General features: G+C 72.6%; 13 protein-coding genes. 12 read left to right on the top strand and 1 reads right to left on the bottom strand.

What is annotated here, in order from left to right; translation table 11 throughout:
• Nucleotides 1–125 precede the first annotated feature (125 nt).
• From ABZX40_RS32605 to ABZX40_RS32565, 9 genes are all read left to right on the top strand, one after another.
• Nucleotides 126–905: a hypothetical protein gene (locus tag ABZX40_RS32605; protein WP_355745896.1), complete on the top strand. Its 780-nt coding sequence runs from the start codon at nt 126–128 to the stop codon at nt 903–905.
• Between the two features lie 72 nt (nt 906–977).
• Nucleotides 978–1,823: a DegV family protein gene (locus tag ABZX40_RS32600; protein ID WP_355745893.1), complete on the top strand. Its 846-nt coding sequence runs from the start codon at nt 978–980 to the stop codon at nt 1,821–1,823.
• 197 nt (nt 1,824–2,020) lie between these two features.
• A complete protein-coding gene (locus ABZX40_RS32595) occupies nt 2,021–3,049 on the top strand; it encodes a ComEA family DNA-binding protein (RefSeq protein WP_355745891.1) in 1,029 nt (342 codons plus the stop codon).
• Nucleotides 3,046–5,868 (top strand): ComEC/Rec2 family competence protein, encoded by a 2,823-nt coding sequence (locus tag ABZX40_RS32590; RefSeq protein WP_355745890.1) that lies wholly within the window; start codon nt 3,046–3,048, stop codon nt 5,866–5,868. Before ABZX40_RS32595 ends, ABZX40_RS32590 begins: the two co-directional genes overlap by 4 nt.
• 4 nt (nt 5,869–5,872) lie before the next feature.
• The gene (locus ABZX40_RS32585; protein ID WP_355745889.1) at nt 5,873–6,697 is read left to right on the top strand and encodes an arylamine N-acetyltransferase; all 825 of its coding nucleotides are present in this window, start codon (nt 5,873–5,875) and stop codon (nt 6,695–6,697) included.
• Nucleotides 6,698–7,187: 490 nt separating this feature from the next.
• Nucleotides 7,188–8,084: a YceI family protein gene (locus ABZX40_RS32580; protein ID WP_355746042.1), complete on the top strand. Its 897-nt coding sequence runs from the start codon at nt 7,188–7,190 to the stop codon at nt 8,082–8,084.
• 155 nt (nt 8,085–8,239) lie between these two features.
• Nucleotides 8,240–8,485 carry a hypothetical protein gene (locus tag ABZX40_RS32575; protein WP_355745886.1) on the top strand — a complete coding sequence of 82 codons (246 nt, stop codon included), beginning with the start codon at nt 8,240–8,242 and terminating at the stop codon, nt 8,483–8,485.
• Between the two features lie 69 nt (nt 8,486–8,554).
• On the top strand, nt 8,555–9,541 hold the full coding sequence (holA, locus tag ABZX40_RS32570; RefSeq protein WP_355745883.1) for a DNA polymerase III subunit delta: 987 nt from the start codon (nt 8,555–8,557) through the stop codon (nt 9,539–9,541).
• Nucleotides 9,542–9,954: 413 nt separating this feature from the next.
• A complete protein-coding gene (locus ABZX40_RS32565) occupies nt 9,955–10,908 on the top strand; it encodes an RNA polymerase sigma-70 factor (protein ID WP_355746040.1) in 954 nt (317 codons plus the stop codon).
• 361 nt (nt 10,909–11,269) lie between these two features.
• On the opposite strand, the gene rpsT is transcribed toward ABZX40_RS32565, so the two are convergent.
• Entirely contained in the window at nt 11,270–11,536 is a 267-nt protein-coding gene (gene rpsT / locus ABZX40_RS32560; RefSeq protein ID WP_355745880.1) for a 30S ribosomal protein S20, read from the bottom strand.
• A gap of 299 nt (nt 11,537–11,835) precedes the next feature.
• Here rpsT and lepA point away from each other — a divergent pair, with 299 nt between their 5' ends.
• From lepA to ABZX40_RS32545, 3 genes are all read left to right on the top strand, one after another.
• Nucleotides 11,836–13,701 (top strand): translation elongation factor 4, encoded by a 1,866-nt coding sequence (lepA, locus tag ABZX40_RS32555; protein WP_355745877.1) that lies wholly within the window; start codon nt 11,836–11,838, stop codon nt 13,699–13,701.
• Nucleotides 13,702–14,742: 1,041 nt separating this feature from the next.
• Nucleotides 14,743–16,620 carry an AMP-dependent synthetase/ligase gene (locus ABZX40_RS32550; protein WP_355745874.1) on the top strand — a complete coding sequence of 626 codons (1,878 nt, stop codon included), beginning with the start codon at nt 14,743–14,745 and terminating at the stop codon, nt 16,618–16,620.
• A 302-nt stretch (nt 16,621–16,922) separates the two neighbouring features.
• Nucleotides 16,923–18,941 (top strand): SpoIIE family protein phosphatase, encoded by a 2,019-nt coding sequence (locus ABZX40_RS32545; RefSeq protein ID WP_355745871.1) that lies wholly within the window; start codon nt 16,923–16,925, stop codon nt 18,939–18,941.
• Nucleotides 18,942–19,034 lie beyond the last annotated feature (93 nt).

Genomic DNA, 19,034 nt, shown 5'->3' with positions numbered 1-19,034 from the left:
TACGGGATCCGTCGGGGGCGAGTGCGGGGTGGTTCCGGGTTCCGGTGGAACTCGCGGACCGTCCGCAGCGTTTACCGTGGAAGAGCGGCGCGTGCTGTGCCGCCGCCCGCTTGAGGAGGAGCGTCGTGGAAGCCGTGATCGCAGTGTTCGCCCTGCTCTTCGTGCTCTTCCTCGCGGTGGGCGCCTGGGCCACGGTGAAGGCGGTCGGCGCCGCCAAGCGCGGTGTGAACCGCACGGTCACCCAGGCCCGTCGTACCGTCGAGGACCACACCCTGCGTGCCAAGTCCTTCGCTCAGCCCGGCCCCGTCGGTGAGATCGCCCAGCTCAGACTGAAGCTGCGCACCTCGATGCGCGCCACCCAGGACGCGCTGCACGCGGGCGTCGGCGAGGACGAGTCGCTGAAGGAGTCCCTGTCCCTGTTCGAGCGCCTCAGCGCCCACGGCCATGAGCTGGACGCCGAGCTGCGCCGGATGGAGTCCGAGCCCGACCGGGAGACCCTCGCCGAGCGGCTGCCGGGACTGCGGGAGCGCACCGAGCGCATCACCGGCTCGGCCGACTCCCTGCGCTGGGCCGCCCGGGACCGCGCCCGCCGGTTCGCCGACGACGATCTGGACTCGCTCAGCACCCAGATCGACATGGAGGCCGGCGCCCTGCGGCACTGGGACACGGTCGCGCCGGACCCCGGTACCTCCACCCCGTCCGCTTCCGCCTCCGACGCCTCCAAAGCCACCCCGCCGCCCTGGCCCGAGGCCCCGGCCACCGCCGCCGCGACCGACGACCAGACCTGGCCGGACGACACCCGCTCACGGACCGCGGAGGAGCCCACCCGGCCCGCGATCACCCCACCCGCCCCGAGCCCGACCTACCCGTGGCAGAAGAACACCCGCCCCGAGAGCACCACCTGATCACGCCACCCCCGCGAAGGGCTCACCCGGCCGGGCTGCCGACCCGGCACTACGGCAGGTAACCTCCAGCTCATGTCCCGCCATGTCGCGATCGTCACCGATTCAACGGCCTACCTGCCGCCCCGGGCGATGGAGCGTCACGGCATCACCGCGGTACCGCTGACGGTGGTTCTCGGCGACCGCGCGCTCGAAGAGGGCACGGAGATCTCCACCCGTTCCCTCGCCCAGGCGCTACAGAAACGACGTCCCGTCACCACCTCCCGGCCCAGCCCGCGGATGTTCGCCGAGACCTACCGCCGGGTCGCGGAGTCCGGCGCGGACGGCATCGTCTCGCTCCATCTCTCCGCCGAACTCTCCGGCACCTACGACGCGGCGGTGGTCGCGGCCCGCGAGGCGCCGGTGCCGGTGCGGGTGGTCGACACCGGGATGATCGCGATGGCCCTCGGCTTCTGCGCGCTCGCGGCGGCCGAGGCGGCGGAGGCGGGCGGCACGGTGGACGAGGCCGTCACCGCCGCCGAGAAACGCGCGGCGGGCACCTCCGCCTACTTCTATGTCGACACCCTCGACTATCTGCGCCGGGGCGGCCGGATCGGCGCAGCCCAGGCCCTGCTGGGCTCCGCGCTTGCCGTGAAACCTCTGCTTCAGCTCCAAGGCGGCCGGATCGAGCCGCTGGAGAAGGTCCGTACGGCGTCCAAGGCGATTGCCCGGCTGGAGGAGCTGGCCGCCGAGCGGGCCGGCGCCGGTCAGGTCGATATCGCCGTCCACCATCTCTCCGCCCCCGACCGGGCGTCGGCGCTCGCGGACCGGTTGCGGGAGCGGGTGCCGGGGATCGCGGAGCTGCATGTCAGTGAGGTCGGGGCGGTCATCGGGGCGCACACCGGGCCGGGGTTGCTGGGGGTCGTGGTCTCCGCGCGCTGAGGGTCGGCGGGTTTCATCGAGGCGGCGGCGGGCCAGGTGAAGTTCCCTGGCGTTGCTGGGCGTTGGGCGGTTCCTCTCCCTGGGTAGGGGGCGCGGATTCACTCGTGCGGGTGACGGAGTTATCCACAATCGGTGGGTCGTCCCCGGGAATTGAGCAAGATCATCGCGGTTCGGGTGAGGTGATCCATCCTCGCCGTATGGCACTTCGAGCACGTTCACACAGCAGGTCCGCGACCAGTGGGCCCGGTCGTCGTCCGGGTTCCGACAGCCGGAGCCGTCAGCGCCGTTCGCCCGTGCGGGGCAGGGCTCGGCACGGGCATGCCTCGGCGCGGGAGCTGCGCCGCCGGGCCGATCTGATCTTCGGGGAGACGGGTGGGGTCGAGGAGGGGGCGGGGGTGGGGGTGGGGCCTCCAGGGGTTGAGGCGCCTGTGGCTGACCTGGAGTGGAGGGTGGGTCCCTCCGGGAGGGGCGGTGGAGTGTCGGCCGGGAGCCGGTGGGGGCGGGTCTCGGCGGCGGTGCGGGAGCGGATGCCGGTGTGGTTGCAGACCAGGGTGGGGCTGGAGCGCCGGAGCGTGGTGGCGCTGACGGTGGTCCTGGTGCTGGCCGCCGGGTTCGCCGTGCATCACTTCTGGACGGGGCGACCGCAGGGCGTACGGGCGCCGGAGATCGTCGAGGCCGCGGAGCCGTTCGGGAAGCGGGAGGGGGAGGCCAAGGCCGGGGCCGGGGCGGCGGCTGGGGCGGTGCCGGGTGCCGGTGAGGCGACGGGGGCGGCCGGTGGGGTCGTCGTGGTCGATGTCGGTGGCAAGGTGCGGGAGCCCGGGGTGCATCGGCTTCCGGTGGGGTCGCGGGTCGAGGACGCGTTGTCGGCGGCGGGCGGGGTGCGGCCGGGGGCGAAGCTCGACGGGCTCAACCGGGCGCGGGTGCTGGTCGACGGTGAACAGGTGGTCGTGGGGGAGCCCGCACCGCCGGGGGCGCCGGTGGGTACGGGTATGGGTACGGGTGCGGCCGAAGGTGTGCCCGGTGCGGGTGCCGCCGGGCCCGTCTCCCTCAACACGGCCACCCTGGAGCAGCTCGACAGCCTGCCCGGCGTCGGTCCGGTGCTGGCGCAGCACATCCTCGACCACCGCACACAGCAGGGCGGATTCCGGTCGGTGGACGAGTTGCGGGACGTCAAGGGGATCGGGGAGCGGCGGTTCGCCGATCTGCGGGATCTGGTCCGGCCATGACGGGGACGCGGACGGCGGGGATGCGCGGGTCCCTGGGACGCAGGGCGGTCCACGCGGACGCGGACAGTCGGCTCGGCCACGCCCATCCCCGGCAGGAGGGGCCCACGGACCTGCGGCTCGTCCCGCCCGCGCTGGCGGCCTGGGCGATGGCGGCGGTGGCGCTGGACCTTCCGCCCGGGTGGGTCGTCGGGGTGAGCGCGGGGTGCCTGGTGGGCGCCGGTCTGCTGCTGGTGCCGTGGCGGAGAGGGCACCGGGAAGGGGCGGGGGCGGGGGCGCGGGCGCGGCTGCGGGTCACGGTCGGGGCGGTGCTGCTGTGCGTCGCAGCGGCGGCGGCGACGGCCGGGATGCACGGGGCGGATCTGCGCAGAGGGCCGGTGCCGGAGCTGGCGGGCCGGTTCGCCTCGGTGACCGCGGAGGTGACGGTGACCGCCGATCCACGGCTGTCCCGGCCGAGGATCAGCGGGGATCGCGCCGTACCGGCGTCGGTGCTGGTGCCCGCCGAGGTGGTGGCCGTGGAGGCGGGGGGTGGTGGTGCGGGGGTGGCGGGCACGCGGACGCTGACCCGGACGCCGGTGCTGGTGATCGTGGACTCTGGGGAGCGGGGTGGTGGTGGGGCGGGATCCGGGGCGCGTGAGGGTGGTGCGGTGGGTTCTGGGGGGCGGAGTGGGGGCCTGGTGGGTTCCGGGGAGGGGAGTGGTGGAGGGGCGGAGTTCGGGGCTCGCGGGGATCGGGCTGATCGGGCTGCGGCTGACGGGGCCGGGCGTGAGGGTGTGGCGGTCGTGGAATCGGCCGGGCGTGGGGGCGTGGCGGTCGTGGGTGGGGCCGGGCGTGAGGGTGTGGCGGTCGAGGAAGGGGCCGTACCGGAAAGCGGGGCGGTCGTGCGGTCGCCGTGGCTCGGGTTGTTGCCCTCGACGCGGGTGCGGGTGGAAGGGCGGCTGGCGCCGGTGACGGCGGAGGGCGGGCGGCTGGCGGCGGTGCTGCGGGTGCGGGAGCCGGCGTCGTTCGAGGTGGTGGCGGGGCCCAGTGCCAGCCAGCGGTTCGCGGGGAGACTGCGGGCCGGGCTGCGGGAGGCGACCGACGGGCTGCCGGCCGACGCGCGGGCGCTGCTGCCGGGGCTGGTCGTCGGGGACACCTCGCGCATCACTCCGGAACTGGACGAGGCGTTCAAGGAGACGGATCTCACGCATCTGCTGGCGGTGTCCGGGAGCAATCTCACCATTGTCCTGGCCCTGCTGCTGGGGCCGCCGGGGCTGGCGCAACGGGCGGAACGGCGGGGCGCCGCGGCCCGGTTCGGGCTGTCGCTGCGGGCGACGGCGGTGTGCGGCGGGGTGCTCACGCTGGCCTTCGTCGTGGTGTGCCGACCGGATCCGAGTGTGCTGCGGGCGGCTGCCTGCGGGGCGGTCGTCCTGCTGGCGCTGGCCACCGGGCGACGCCGGTCACTGATCCCGGCACTGGCCACGGCCGTGCTGCTGCTGGTGCTGTACGACCCGTGGCTGGCCCGGAGTTACGGCTTCCTGCTGTCGGTGCTGGCGACCGGGGCGTTGCTGACGCTGGCGCCTCGGTGGAGCGTGGCGCTGCGGCGGCGCGGGGTGCCGTCCGGGCTCGCGGAGGCGCTGGCGGCGGCGGGCGCGGCGCAGGCGCTGTGCGCTCCGGTGGTGACGGTGCTGTCGGCGCGGGTCAGCCTGGTGGCGGTGCCGTGCAATCTGCTGGCGGAGTTCGCGGTGGCACCGGCGACGGTGCTGGGGTTCGCGGCGCTGGCGGTGGCCCCGCTGGCGCTGCCCGTGGCCGAGGCGCTGGCGTGGTGCGCGGGCTGGCCCACCGGCTGGATCGCCGGGATCGCGCGGACCGGGGCGGCGCTGCCGGGCGCCGGGATCGACTGGCCGGGGAGCTGGGCGGGGGCGGCGCTGCTGGCGCTGGTGACGGCGGGGGCGCTGTACGCCGGGCGGCGGATGGTGGCGAGGCCGTGGCTGTGCGCGGTGTGCGCGCTGCTGCTGGCCCTGATCGTGGTGCGGCCGGCGCCGCTGACCCGGGTGATCACGGGGTGGCCGCCGCCGGGGTGGCGGTTGGCGATGTGCGATGTGGGGCAGGGCGACGCGACCGTGCTGGCGGCCGGGGAGGGCAGCGGGGTGGTGGTGGACGCCGGGCCGGACCCGGGCGCGGTGGACCGCTGTCTGCGCGCGCTCGGCATCACCCGGGTGCCGCTGGTCGTCCTCACCCACTTCCACGCCGACCATGTGGCGGGGCTGCCGGGGGTGCTGCGGGGCCGTGCCGTGGCGGCGATCGAGACGACCGGGCACGAGGAACCGGCCGATCAGGCGGCGTTCGTGCGGCGGGAGGCGGCGGCCCGGGGCGTTCCGGTGCGGCGGGCGGTCGCGGGGGAGGTGCGCGGCGCGGGCGGCGGGCTCGGCTGGCAGGTGCTGTGGCCGCCGCGCGAGCCGGTGCCGCCTCCGGAGGGGCCGAACGACGCGAGTGTGACGATGCTGGTCCGCTCCGGCGGACTGCGGATGCTGCTCCTCGGGGACCTCGAACCCCCGGCCCAGCAGGCGCTGCTGAGATCTCCGGCGGCGGCCCTGCTGCGCCGGGTGGATGTCCTGAAGGTGGCCCATCACGGCTCGGCGTACCAGGATCCCGGGCTGCTGCGCGCGGTGGCGCCGAGGGTGGCGTTGATCAGCTGCGGCCGGGACAACCGCTACGGGCATCCCGCGCCGAGCACGGTCGCGGCGCTCAGATCGGCCGGGGCGCGGGTGCTGCGCACGGACCAGGAAGGGTCGCTCGCGGTGACGGGTGGAGACGGGACGCTTCGGGTGGCGGGAGACTGATGGCATGAATTCCGCACAGGTTGATGCATATCTCCGCCGACTGGGCGTCGAGCACCCGGCGTGGCCCACCGTCGACGTCCTGCGTGAGCTGCATCTGCGCCACCTCCAGAGCGTCCCCTTCGAGAACCTCTCGCTGCATCTGGGCGAGCCGATCGTCCTGGAGGAGAAACAGCTGGTGGACAAGTTGGTCGGGGCCCGCAGGGGAGGCTTCTGCTACGAACTCAACGGGGCGTTCGCCGCGCTGCTGAAGGCGCTGGGCTTCGATGTCACCCTGCTCGCCGGGCGGGTGTACGGGGACGAGGGGCGCACCGGGATTCCGTACGACCATCTGGCGCTGCGGGTGCGGACGGTGGACGGGGGCGAGTGGCTGGCGGACGTCGGGTACGGGTCGCTGAGCCACTGGCCCCTGACCTTCGGGGACCGGGGCGAACAGACCGATTCCGCCGGGGTGTTCCGGATCATCGAGGCGGGGCCGGACCGGGCCGGGGTGCGGGGTGGATCGGCGTCGGCGGACGGCGACCTGGATGTTCTCAAGAACGGCAGGCCGGAGTACCGGCTGGAGGTACGGCCGCGCGTGCTCGCCGACTTCACCGCCGGGGCCTGGTGGCACAGCACCTCGCCGGAGTCGCATTTCCGGCGGTCACTGGTGTGTTCACGGGTCACCGAGGAGGGCGGGCGGATCACACTCGGCGGGCGCAGGCTGACGGCGACGGCCCCCGACGGGACGCGCGAGGTACGGGAACTGGAGTCGGATGCGGAGGTGCTGGAGGCGTACCGGGAGCGGTTCGGGGTGGTACTGGAGGAGGTGCCGAGGGTGCGGGAGGGTTGACCTGGGGGCTGCTGAGCTGGGGACCGCCAGCCGCTCACGCGAGGACCGCCCGCTCACGCGAGGACCGCCCGCTCACTCGGGGACCGTCCGCTCACTCGGGGACCAGTAGCTCACCCGGGGACCCGATCACCCGGGACCCGCCGACCCGTGGGATCACTGACCGGCGGGCACCCCGGGGTGGTCACGAGGGAGCCTGGGGCAAGGGGGGCGGTCCGGGGTGGTCCGGGATGGTCCGAGGCGGTCCGGAGGCGGCCCGCAGTGGCTCGGGGACGGCGGGTGGCCAGCGTCGGTCGGATGCCGGATGTCCGGCCGGAATACCGTCGCTTTCTGTGTAATACCTGTGCGAAGCGTGTGTATGGGGCTACTCGGTCGTAGTACCAGCACACGTGCTGGTTTCCGGCGATGTGGACTCGTGTTGCCTCTAAAGCCCCATCGGTGGTCGAATGTTTCTTCGGTAACGGGGATGTCGAGTGGTGCAGAGGTGTCGCAGATGATCGGCCGCTGGCTCGGGAGCCGGACGAAGCGGGTGCAACGGAACAGTCCGCTGGCGGCGGTTCAGATGCCGCCACAGGCCGGGGTGCTCAGCTGCCGGGTGATCGACCCGGTCAACGAACCCGTGCGCAACGCGGAGTTCGTGGTCAGTGACGCCATGGGGCGCGCGGTGGTGAGCGGGAGAACGGACCCCTACGGGTCGTTCGTCACCGCGGTACCGGCCGGGGAGTACCGGCTGGCGGTGTCGGCCGAGGGGTTCACCCCGTTCCGGGCCAGCGTAACCGTCACCCCGGACGCGCTCGCCTCGCTGGGCGATGTGACGCTCCAGGTCGCCGCGCCGCCCCAGCTGCCGGGCTCCGGCGACTGGGAGGTGGAGCCGATGCACTCCTCCATCGCCTTCACCGCCCGGCACATCGGACTGGCCCGGATCCACGGCCGGTTCAACGCGTTCGCCGGGGCGGTGCGGATCGCGGACCAGATGGACCAGTCCGCGATGCATGTGGTGATCGACGCGGCCTCCATCGACACCAATGTCCGGATGCGGGACGACCATCTGCGGTCGGCGGACTTCCTGGATGTGGCGCGGTTCCCGACGATCGAGTTCTACAGTGACCGGTTCGTCCACCGGGGCGGGAACAAGTGGGCCGTCACGGGGGCGCTGTCGCTGCACGGCGTGACCCGTACGGTCACCCTGGAGACCGAGTACCTGGGTCTGGGCAACGGCATGGAGGGCGAGACGCGTGCCGCGTGCCGTGCCACGACCGAACTGCACCGCGATGACTTCACGGTGAGCTGGCAGACCATGCTGGCCCGGGGGATCGCGGTCGTCGGCCCGAGTATCCGGATCGAACTGGATGTGCAGATCGTGCCCAAGCAGATGGCGGCCACTGGCTGAGCCGGTCGATTCGGCGGCCGAATTGGCTGATTCGGCTGATTCGGCTGATTCGTTCGATTTGGGTGATTCGGCCGAGCGGCGACATCGGGATCCCGGCCTGGCCTGGCCAGGCCAGGCCGTGCATGGCGAGGTCGGCCGTGGCGGAAAATGGTGCCGTGAGTGATGTGAGACATGTGCTGGTGCTGCCCGACCGTGATGCCGCGGAGGAGGCCGCCGAGGCACTTCGGGAGCGGTTCGGCACCGATGAGGAACCCCGGCCGGTGCGGGACGCGCTGGCCGGTGAGGACGACGCCGAGGACGCCCAGTGGCTGCTGGTGCTGAGCGACCCGGAGGGGCGGCTGGACGCCGCCGCGCTGGACGCGTTCGCGGGGGAGTGGGACGGGTGGCGGGAGGAACCCTAGGGCCGGTCGCCGCCGCCCGGGGGCGGTGGGCCCGCGGCGTTGTCAGTGCCGCGTGCCATGCTTGTCGTGATGGCCAGGAAGACTGCTGACAACGACCCGCTCGCCCCGGTGACCATTGCCGTGGGCCAGGAGGACCTGCTGCTCGACCGCGCCGTGCAGGAGGTGGTGGCCGCCGCGCGGGCCGCCGACGCCGACACGGACGTACGGGATCTGACCCCGGACCAGTTGCAGCCCGGCACGCTGGCCGAGCTGACCAGTCCCTCGCTCTTCGCCGAGCGCAAGGTCGTGGTGGTGCGCAACGCGCAGGATCTCTCGGCCGACACGATCAAGGACGTCAAGGCGTATCTCGGGGCGCCCGCCGAGGAGATCACGCTCGTCCTGCTGCACGCCGGCGCGGCCAAGGGCAAGGCCCTGCTGGACGCCGCGCGCAAGGCGGGGGCGCGGGAGGTGGCGTGCCCGAAGATGACCAAACCGGCGGACCGGCTGGCGTTCGTCAGAGCGGAGTTCCGGGCGCTGGGGCGGTCGGCGACACCGGAGGCGTGCCAGGCGCTGGTCGACGCCATCGGGAGCGATCTGCGGGAGCTGGCGTCGGCGGTGGCGCAGCTGGTCGCGGATGTCGAGGGCACGATCGACGAGGCCGTCGTCGGGCGGTACTACACGGGCCGGGCGGAGGCGTCCAGCTTCACCGTCGCCGACCGGGCGGTGGAGGGCCGGGCCGCCGAGGCGCTGGAGGCACTGCGCTGGTCCCTCTCGACGGGCGTGGCGCCGGTCCTCATCACCAGCGCGCTGGCCCAGGGGGTGCGGGCGATCGGGAAGCTGTCGTCCGCCCGGGGCGGTCGGCCCGGGGATCTCGCCCGGGAGCTGGGAATGCCGCCCTGGAAGATCGACCGGGTGCGGCAGCAGATGCGGGGCTGGACACCGGACGGGGTGTCGACGGCACTACGGGCCATCGCGGAGGCGGACGCGGGCGTGAAGGGGGGCGGGGACGATCCCGGGTACGCGTTGGAGAAGGCGGTGGTGGCGGTGGCGCGGGCCGCGCGGATGCGGGGGCGGTGACGAGGGGGTCTCGGCGGTGGAGGGGGCGCCGCCTCGGGCGCCCGTGACCGGTCGCCGTTGCCGGTCGCTTGGCGCTGCTGCCGGTCGCGTGGTGTTGTCGCTGGTCATCCGGTGCCGCTGCTGGTTGCCGGTCGCAGGTCGCCTGGCACCCGTCGCCCGATGCCGCTGCTGGTCGCCCGGCCCCCCCTCGCCCGGCATCCGTCGCCTGACGCCGGTCACTCGACGCCGTTGCCACTCGCCGGCCGCCCGACCCCCGTCGCCGTACGCCCATTGCTCGATGCCCGATGCCCGATGCCTGCTGGCTGACCCCCGTCGTCCGACGCCGTGGGCCCGCCCCCGCCGCACCCCGCCCATGTCACACCCACCCCACCCCACCCCGTCAAAGGTGTGTGATGGACGCATCTGATGTAGCTATCGACGCATCCGAGGAGTTCGAGGAGCTGCGACCGCTGCTCTTCTCCCTCGCCTACCGGATCCTCGGCAGCGTGGCGGAGGCCGAGGACGCGGTCCAGGAGACCTGGCTGCGGTTCCAGGGCCCCGAAACCCGCCCCAGATCGGTCAGGGCCTACCTCTCGACCGTCGTCACCCGTATCTCCATCGACGTCCTGCGCTCGGCGCGGGTGCGCCGGGAGGCGTATGTCGGGCCCTGGTTCCCCGAGCCGCTGCTGAGCGATCCGTACGAGGATCCGGAGCGGTCGGCGGAGCTGGCCGACTCCCTGTCGATGGCGGCGTTGCTGCTGCTGGAGCGGCTCAGTCCGCTGGAGCGGGCGGTGTTCGTCCTGCGGGAGGCGTTCGGGTTCGGCTTCCCGGAGATCGCGTCGGCCGTGGGGCGTTCCGAGGCCGCCTGCCGTCAGCTGGCGGTGCGGGCGCGACGGCACATGGCGGCCGGGAGACCCCGTTTCGACGCCGGGCGGGAGGAGCGGGAGGCGCTGGCGGGGCGGTTCTTCGACGCCTTCCGGGAGGGGGATGTGGACGGGCTGCGGGACCTGCTCGCCGGGGATGCCACGGTGGTGGGCGACGGAGGGGGCAAGGCGCCGCAGTTCGCCCGGCCGGTCGTCGGCGCCGACAACGCGGCGCGGGTGCTGGCCGCGTTCGCCCCGCTGCTGGCCCCGGTCGGTGTGCGGATCGAGTCACGGACGGTGAACGCGGGGCCGGGAGCCGTGCTGCGGACGGCGGACGGCAAGGTGTTCGGGGTGATGGCGCTGGAGATCGCGGACGGGCGGATCCACACCGTCCGCTCGGTGATCAACCCCGACAAGCTGGCCCATCTGGGCCCGCCGGCCGACCCCTGGGAGATCAAGCGCGCGGCGACCCGGGCCCGCCGCGACCTGCCCGGGAAACCCGAGAAACCCGAGAAAAAGGAGTAGTGGACAGAGCGCGCAACGCGAAAGTCCCGCGCCCGCGCGCAACGCAAAAGCTCCCCCAGCCCGCGCGCAACACAAATGCCCCCCGCCCGCCCTCAACGCAAAAGCCCCGCCCCACCCCCTGGGGAAGGGTGGTGAGGCGGGGCCTTCGGATGATGCGGAAGGGACCGCGCCCGCGTGGCGAACGCAGGCCGCGCGCGGTCCTCGGGGTGCCGGTCGGGGGCGGATGAGAGAGGGCCCGCCCTGATCCTCCCGGCGGCCGGATCCCGCGGAGCGAAGCGAACCGCGTGGAACCGGTCGGACCCCAGCGGGGGCCCGTCAGATCATCGGGCCCCGACGGGGGCCTGTCAGATCAAGAGAGGGATCAGCCCTTGAGGGACTCGACCTTCGACGCCAGCGCCGACTTCTTGTTGGCGGCCTGGTTCTTGTGGATGACGCCCTTGGAGACGGCCTTGTCGAGCTGACGCGCGGCGGCGCGCTGGTACTCGGTGGCCTTCTCGACGTCACCCGCGGCAGCGGCCTCACGGGCCTTGCGGACCGCGGTCTTCAGGGAGGACTTGACGGCCTTGTTCCGCAGCCGGGCCTTCTCGTTGGTCTTGATCCGCTTGATCTGGGACTTGATGTTCGCCACGAATGAGCCTTTGCAGGTTCTGGTGCGGGGCCGCGGGGGTCCCGTACCGATGATGATTACCGACGATCACCGGTCGACGACCGATGATTTCTGCTGGAGTGCCTCGCGCAGAGAGGGCATGAGACACAGCGGCCCACGATACCAGCGGCTCCAGGGGCGGCCCAAACCGGCCGCCGGTCGCCGCCCATGGGACCATGGACGCGGACCATAGCGGACCATAGAAGCTACGTGTCGATACGTGTCGATCCGAGTGTCGATCCGACCCGAGGCATAAGGCGCCTCAAGAGACAGGACCCTGCGTGCCCGCGACCCCTAACCATGCGCCCGAGCCGAGCCGTACCGCCCCGGCTCTGATCCGCAATTTCTGCATCATCGCGCACATCGACCACGGCAAGTCCACGCTCGCCGACCGGATGCTCCAGCTGACCGGCGTGGTCGAGCAGCGGCAGATGCGTGCTCAGTACCTCGACCGGATGGACATCGAGCGCGAGCGCGGCATCACGATCAAGTCCCAGGCGGTGCGGCTGCCGTGGGCCCCGACCCACGACAAGACCAACACGCACATCCTCAACATGATCGACACCCCCGGGCACGTCGACTTCACCTATGAGGTCTCGCGGTCCCTCGCCGCCTGCGAGGGCACGGTCCTCCTGGTCGACGCCGCCCAGGGCATCGAGGCCCAGACCCTCGCCAATCTCTATCTGGCGATGGAGAACGACCTCACGATCATCCCCGTGCTCAACAAGATCGACCTGCCGGCCGCGCAGCCCGAGAAGTTCTCGGAGGAGCTGGCGAATCTGGTCGGGTGCGACCCGGACGACGTGCTGAAGGTCTCCGCCAAGACCGGGCTCGGTGTGGAGGCGCTGCTGGACAAGGTGGTCGCCGAGGTCCCGCCGCCGGTCGGCGTCAAGGACGCGCCCGCCCGCGCCATGATCTTCGACTCGGTCTATGACTCGTATCGCGGTGTGGTGACGTACGTCAGGGTCATCGACGGCCAGCTCAACCGGCGTGAGCGGATCCGGATGATGTCCACCGGCGCCACGCACGAGCTGCTGGAGATCGGCACCAACTCGCCCGAGATGCTCCCGGCCGACGGGCTCGGCGTCGGCGAGGTGGGCTATCTGATCACCGGGGTGAAGGACGTCCGCCAGTCCAAGGTCGGTGACACCGTCACCAGCCAGCACAAGGGCGCCACGGAGGTGCTCGGCGGCTACAAGGACCCGAAGCCGATGGTCTTCTCGGGCCTGTATCCGCTGGACGGCTCCGACTACCCCGAGCTGCGCGAGGCCCTCGACAAGCTCCAGCTCAACGATGCCGCCCTGGTCTACGAGCCGGAGACCTCCGCCGCGCTCGGCTTCGGCTTCCGCGTCGGTTTCCTCGGGCTGCTCCACCTCGATGTGATCCGGGAGCGGCTGGAGCGCGAGTTCGGCCTCGACCTGATCGCGACGGCGCCCAACGTGGTCTACCGGGTGATCATGGAGGATGGCGTCGAGCACATCGTCACCAACCCGAGCGAGTTCCCCGAGGGCAAGATCGAGGAGGTCTACGAGCCGGTCGTGCGGGCCACCGTCCTCGCGCCGACCGAGTTCATCGGCGCGATCATGGAGCTGTGCCAGACGCGGCGCGGCACCCTGCTCGGGATGGACTACCTCTCCGAGGACCGGGTCGAGATCCGCTACACGCTGCCGCTCGCGGAGATCGTCTTCGACTTCTTCGACCAGCTGAAGTCCAAGACCCGCGGTTACGCCTCGCTGGATTACGAGCCCACCGGCGAGCAGGCGTCGTCCCTGGTCAAGGTCGACATCCTGCTGCACGGCGACAAGGTCGACGCGTTCTCCGCGATCACCCACAAGGACCAGGCGTACGCGTACGGGGTCCGGTTGGTCGCCAAGCTGAAGGAACTGATCCCGCGGCAGAACTTCGAGGTGCCGGTGCAGGCCGCCATCGGCTCCCGGGTGATCGCCCGCGAGACCATCCGCGCCATCCGCAAGGACGTCCTCGCCAAGTGCTACGGCGGTGACATCTCCCGTAAGCGGAAGCTGCTGGAGAAGCAGAAGGAGGGCAAGAAGCGGATGAAGATGGTGGGCGCGGTGGAGGTACCGCAGGAGGCGTTCATCGCGGTGCTCTCCAGCGACGACGGGTCTTCGGCGAAGGCGAAGAAGTAGAGAGGTAGCGGGGGCGCTCCGCTGATCTTGCCGGGGGCCTGTCGCACGCCTGTGCGGTGGGCCTCCGGCCGGTTGCGGGGGTGGTGGCCTTGGCCTGTTCTGGGCGTGGTGGCCCTGGTCTGTTGCGGGGGTGCCCCCGGTTTATTCCGGAGGTGCCGACCTGGGAGCGTCCGTTCTGGGGCCGTCCCCGGGGCGATTCCTCTCCGTTCGTCGTGCAGGTGGTAGTCCCTTGTCCCGTCCCAGCGGGGTGGTGGCCTTGGCCCGTGACGGGCGTGGCGGCCCCGGTCTGTTGCAGGTGTGGCCTGGTCCGTGGCGGCGCCCACCTGGCTCGTTTACGGGAGCGTTCGTCCTCGGCTTGTCCCGGGGGCGGTACCTCTCCGTCCGTCCCGGGGCGATACGCCTCCGTCCGTCCTGGGAGCGCCCTCTCTCGGCCCGTCCCGGTGCAACCGCCCTCGGCCCGGCTCCGGAGGTGAAGGCCCCTCCCCGCCCCGGGAGCGAAGCCCCCCCGCCCCGGGCGGTGAAAGCCCTCCTCGCCCCGACAAGACAAGGCCCTCGCCCGCCCCGAAAGCCACGGCCGTCGGCCTACCCGGGAGCGAACGCCCCGGCCCGCGGGCGTGGGGTGCCCGCCCCCGGTGCGGGAGCGGGCACCCCACCCTCCCCGAGCGTGGACGCCTCACCGCCCGGCACTGGAGGCCCGGCACTCGGCAGTGGAGGCCCCGCCCCAGGCATGGACGCCCCGTCCCTCCCCCCCCCGGCCATGGACGCCCCACACCCCGGCCATGGTGGACCCCTGTCTTCGACGGCGCTGGCCCCCGGCACTCCCCCCGGCGCTGCCCCCCGGCACTGACCCCCCTCCCCCCAGCGCCCCCAGCCCTGGCCCCCCCGCCAAGACCACCCCCCCACCAACTCACCCAACGCGGAGCCTTACGCGCTGGCCGGTCGACCTCTACTCTGTCCCTGCCCGCTAGTTACTCGCGAGTTAAACAAGAGCGCGTGGGTAGGAACGGGTGAGCGATGACAACAGCCGCCCCGGAGGACGTCGTGACCGACACACAGACCTTGATCGAGAACCGGCCGCCGTCCGTCGCGGGCCTCTTCCTGGAGCGGGTCTCGGCCACGCCGGACGCCGAGGCGTACCGCCACCCCGTGCCCGCCGCCTCCGGTCAGGGTCCGGACGACTGGAAGTCGCTGACCTGGGCGCAGACCGCCGAGCGGGTCTACGCCATCGCCGCCGGACTGATCGAACTCGGCGTCGAGCCCGAACAACGCGTCGCGCTCGCCGCCGCCACCCGGATCGAGTGGATCCTCGCCGACCTCGGCATCATGTGCGCCGGCGCCGCCACCACCACCGTCTACCCGCAGACCAACGCCGGTGAATCGGCGTTCATCCTGGCCGACTCCGGCAGCCGGGTGCTGATCGCGGAGAACGCCGAGCAACTCGCCAAGGCGGTCGAGAAGCGCGCCGAGTTGCCCGAGCTGACCCATGTCGTGGTGATCGACGCCGAGGGCGTGGACACCGCCGACGACCATGTGCTCACCCTCGCCGATCTGGAGGCGCGCGGCGCCGCCCGGCTGGAGAAGGACCCCGACCTGGTCACCAAGCGCGTCGGCGCCATCACCAAGGACCAGCTCGCCACCCTGATCTACACCTCCGGCACCACCGGCCGCCCCAAGGGCGTCCGCCTGCCGCACGACAACTGGTCCTATATGGCGAAGGCCATCGCCGCCACCGGACTGACCGACAAGGACGACGTCCAGTACCTGTGGCTGCCGCTCGCGCATGTCTTCGGCAAGGTGCTCACCTCGGGACATATCGAGGTCGGGCACGTCACCGCCGTCGACGGCCGGGTCGACAAGATCATCGAGAATCTGCCCGTGGTGCGGCCGACGTACATGGCCGCCGTGCCCCGGATCTTCGAGAAGGTCTACAACGGGGTCGCCGCGAAGGCCCGTGCGGGCGGGCCCGCCAAGTTCAAGATCTTCCAGTGGGCGGCCGGGATCGCCCGGGAGTACGCCAAGGTCTCCCAGGACAACTTCCGGCGCACCGGGTCGGCGAGCGTGCCGTTCGGGCTCGCCGCCAAGCACAAGGTCGCCGACAGGCTCGTCTACGCCAAGCTGCGGGACGCCTTCGGCGGGCGGCTGCGCGCCTGTGTGTCGGGGTCGGTGGCGCTGGCCCCGGAGATCGGCTACTTCTTCGCCGGCGCGGGCATCCACATCCTGGAGGGCTACGGGCTGACCGAGTCCTCCGCCGCGTCCTTCGTGAACCCCGGTGAGGCGTACCGCACCGGCACGGTCGGCAAGCCGCTGCCCGGCACCGAGGTCCGGATCGCCGAGGACGGCGAGATCCTGCTGCGCGGCCCCGGCATCATGGAGGGCTACCACGGGCTGCCCGAGCAGACCGCCGAGGTGCTGGAGCCGGACGGCTGGTTCCACACCGGCGACATCGGGGAACTGTCGCCCGACGGCTATCTGCGGATCACCGACCGCAAGAAGGACCTCTTCAAGACCTCCGGCGGCAAATACATCGCGCCGACCGAGATCGAGGGCTCCTTCAAGTCGGTGTGCCCCTACGTCTCCAACATCCTGGTCCACGGCGCCGACCGGAACTACTGCACCGCCCTGATCGCCCTCGACGAGGTCTCCCTCCTCCAGTGGGCCAAGGAGAACGGCCTGGAGGGCCGCTCCTACGCCGAGGTGGTGGCCGCCCCCGCCACCGTGGCGATGGTCGAGGGGTACGTCCAGCAGCTCAACGCCGGGCTCCAGCGCTGGCAGACGATCAAGAAGTTCCGGCTGCTGCCGAGGGATCTGGACATCGAGCACGGCGAGATCACCCCGAGCCTGAAGCTGAAGCGGCCGGTGGTGGAGCGGGAGTACCGGCATCTGCTGGAGGAGATGTACGAGGGGGCGCGCGAGAAGTAGCCGGCCGGTCGCCCGAGCCGACCCCTGCCGACCCCTGCCGACCCCCATCGATCCCGTCGCCCCCCCCGTCGCCCTCTGCCGCCCCCTGTCGGTCCCCCGTCGGCCCCTTTCGACGCGGGGCACGAACTTGACCGGAGGACACCCCTTCCGCAGTCGAATCCGGCCGCTTTCATGCACCCCCTCGCCCGGGAACTCACTCAACCCGGCCCACTTCGGTAACTCGGCGCTTATGAACGGGATCGGTCTGTCACCCTGTCGGCATCGATCGCGGGGATTCGTCCGAGCTGTTCGGGGAGCTGCCCATGGGGGCCATTCCGGCGCAACGGGAGAGCGTGGGGCCGGGGAGCGGGGGGTACGGGGGGTGCGGAGGGTGCGGAGACGCGCCCGTACCGCCCCCGCGCGACCCCGGTTTCCCCGCCGCCCCCGCGAACCCGTCCCTGTCCGACCCCACGAATCCGTCCCTGCCCGATCCCGCCAACCCATCCCCGTCCGATCCCGCCACCCCATCCCCGTCCGATCCCGCGAATCCGAACCCGTCCGATCTCACCCTGCGGGCCACCCTGTGCGGCGGTCCGCTCGCCCCCGGGGCCGCTCGGGGTCTCGTCCGGGCCGCGCTCACCGAGTGGGGTGCGCGGGAGCTGCGCGGGGGAGGGCCGCGGCAGGTCGACGACACCCTCGCCGTGGTGAGCGAGCTGGTGACGAACGCCGTCATCCACGCCGGGACGGACATCGAGCTGGCCTGCCGTCTCGACATCGTCTCCGGCGACCTCCATGTCGAGGTCAGCGACCACCACCCGTCCCGCGCCCCGCGCGAGGGCCCCGCCGACGACACCCCCGAGTACGGCCGTGGCCTGCGCATGGTCGCCGCGCTCTCCGAGGAGTGGGGCGTCACCTACCGCCGGGGCGGCAAGACCGTCTGGTCCCGCCTCCCCGCCGAGGAGATCGAGCCGTACGACGATCCGCGCGGACCCGGTCTCGCCGCGCTGCTCGCGCCCGAGCCCCGCCGGGGCGACGGCGACCGCGACTGGCTCGGCCGGGGCGCGCTGACGTTTCTCGCCGAGGCGTCCGATCTGCTCGCCGGACAGCTCGACGAGGATCTCGTTGCCGCGCTCACCGGACAGCTCCTGGTCCCCCGCCTCGCCGACTGGTGCGCGATCTGGCTGGAGGACGAGGCCATGGGCCGCGGCTGGGGCGACACCCCGCCCGGCGCCCGGCTGGCCCGCGTCTGGCACGGCAGCGAGGACCGGATCGAGGAACTCCGCCGGGCCCTGGAGAAGGAACCGCCGCTGGCCGGCACCGGGATGCCGGGCGGCCCCGAGCCCTACCCCTGGCCCGGCCAGAACCTCGGCGGGCCCGGCGTGCAGGGCACCCAGGGCACGGCACTGGCGTACCGGCTGGTCGCGGGCGGACGGCCGCTCGGGACGCTGGTGATCGGGCGGTGCGGCGGCCCCCGCTTCCCCGACGAGGTCGTCGGACTGGTCGAGGATCTCGGCCGCCGGGTCGCGCTCGCCATCGGCGCCGCCCGCCAGTACGCCCGGCAGGCCACCATCAGTGCCGTGCTCCAGCGCGGACTGCTGCCCGGCGCGGTCGCCGAGATCCCCGGCGTGCGCAGCGCCCTCGTCTACGAGCCGTGCGACAAGGGCGGCCCCAGCGGTGACTTCTACGACCTCTTCCCGGCCGGTGACGGCCGCTGGTGCTTCGCGGTCGGCGACGTGCAGGGCAAGGGGCCCGAGGCGGCCGTCGTCATCGGGCTGGCCCGGCCCTGGCTGCGGCTGCTGGCCCGCGAGGGCTACCGGGTCGCCGATGTCCTGGACCGCCTCAACCAGCTCCTCCTGGACGACGCCACCGAGGCCGCCGACGCCGCGGCCCGCGCCCTCGCCGGTCCGGTCGCCCCCTTCGACGGCCCCCAGACCCGGTTCCTGTCCCTCCTCTACGGCGAGCTGACGCCGTTCGACGGCGGGGTCCGCTGCACCCTCGCCTCCGCCGGGCATCCGCTGCCGCTGCTGCTGGGGCCCGACGGCAGCGTCCGCACCGCCGCCGTGCCGCAGACCCTGCTCGGGGTGGTGGAGGACGAGACGTACACCAGCGAGACCTTCGCGCTGCGGCCCGGGGACACGCTGCTGTGCGTCACCGACGGGGTCACCGAGCGGCGCAGCGGCTCCCGCCAGTTCGACGACGGCGACGGACTGGCCACCGCGCTGTCCGGCTGCGCCGGGCTGAACGCGGAACTGATCGCCGAGCGGATCAGGCGCCTGGTCCACGATTTCGGCGGCGGCGCCCCGGAGGACGACCTCGCCCTCCTGGTCCTCCAGGCGGAATGACGGGGGGGTGCCCCTATGGGTTTGGTCAAGGTGATGGGGCAGGTTGGGGATCGTAGTAGGTGCCGTCTCGGAGCATGGCGAAGAGGACGTCGG

Source organism: Streptomyces sp. NPDC004610 (genome assembly GCF_040609715.1).
Taxonomy (GTDB): Bacteria; Actinomycetota; Actinomycetes; order Streptomycetales; family Streptomycetaceae; genus Streptomyces.
The sequence above is the reverse complement of the archived record's forward strand: the minus strand, read 5'-3'. Positions and strand labels throughout refer to the sequence as shown.

Bases quoted from the DNA above. Each gene is read 5' to 3' on its own strand.
- ABZX40_RS32580 (WP_355746042.1), top strand. From the start codon at position 7,188: ATGATCGGCCGCTGGCTCGGGAGCCGGACGAAGCGGGTGCAACGGAAC.
- ABZX40_RS32585 (WP_355745889.1), top strand. From the start codon at position 5,873: ATGAATTCCGCACAGGTTGATGCATATCTCCGCCGACTGGGCGTCGAG.
- holA (WP_355745883.1), top strand. From the start codon at position 8,555: ATGGCCAGGAAGACTGCTGACAACGACCCGCTCGCCCCGGTGACCATT.
- ABZX40_RS32600 (WP_355745893.1), top strand. From the start codon at position 978: ATGTCCCGCCATGTCGCGATCGTCACCGATTCAACGGCCTACCTGCCG.
- ABZX40_RS32595 (WP_355745891.1), top strand. From the start codon at position 2,021: ATGGCACTTCGAGCACGTTCACACAGCAGGTCCGCGACCAGTGGGCCC.
- ABZX40_RS32590 (WP_355745890.1), top strand. From the start codon at position 3,046: ATGACGGGGACGCGGACGGCGGGGATGCGCGGGTCCCTGGGACGCAGG.
- ABZX40_RS32545 (WP_355745871.1), top strand. From the start codon at position 16,923: ATGGGGGCCATTCCGGCGCAACGGGAGAGCGTGGGGCCGGGGAGCGGG.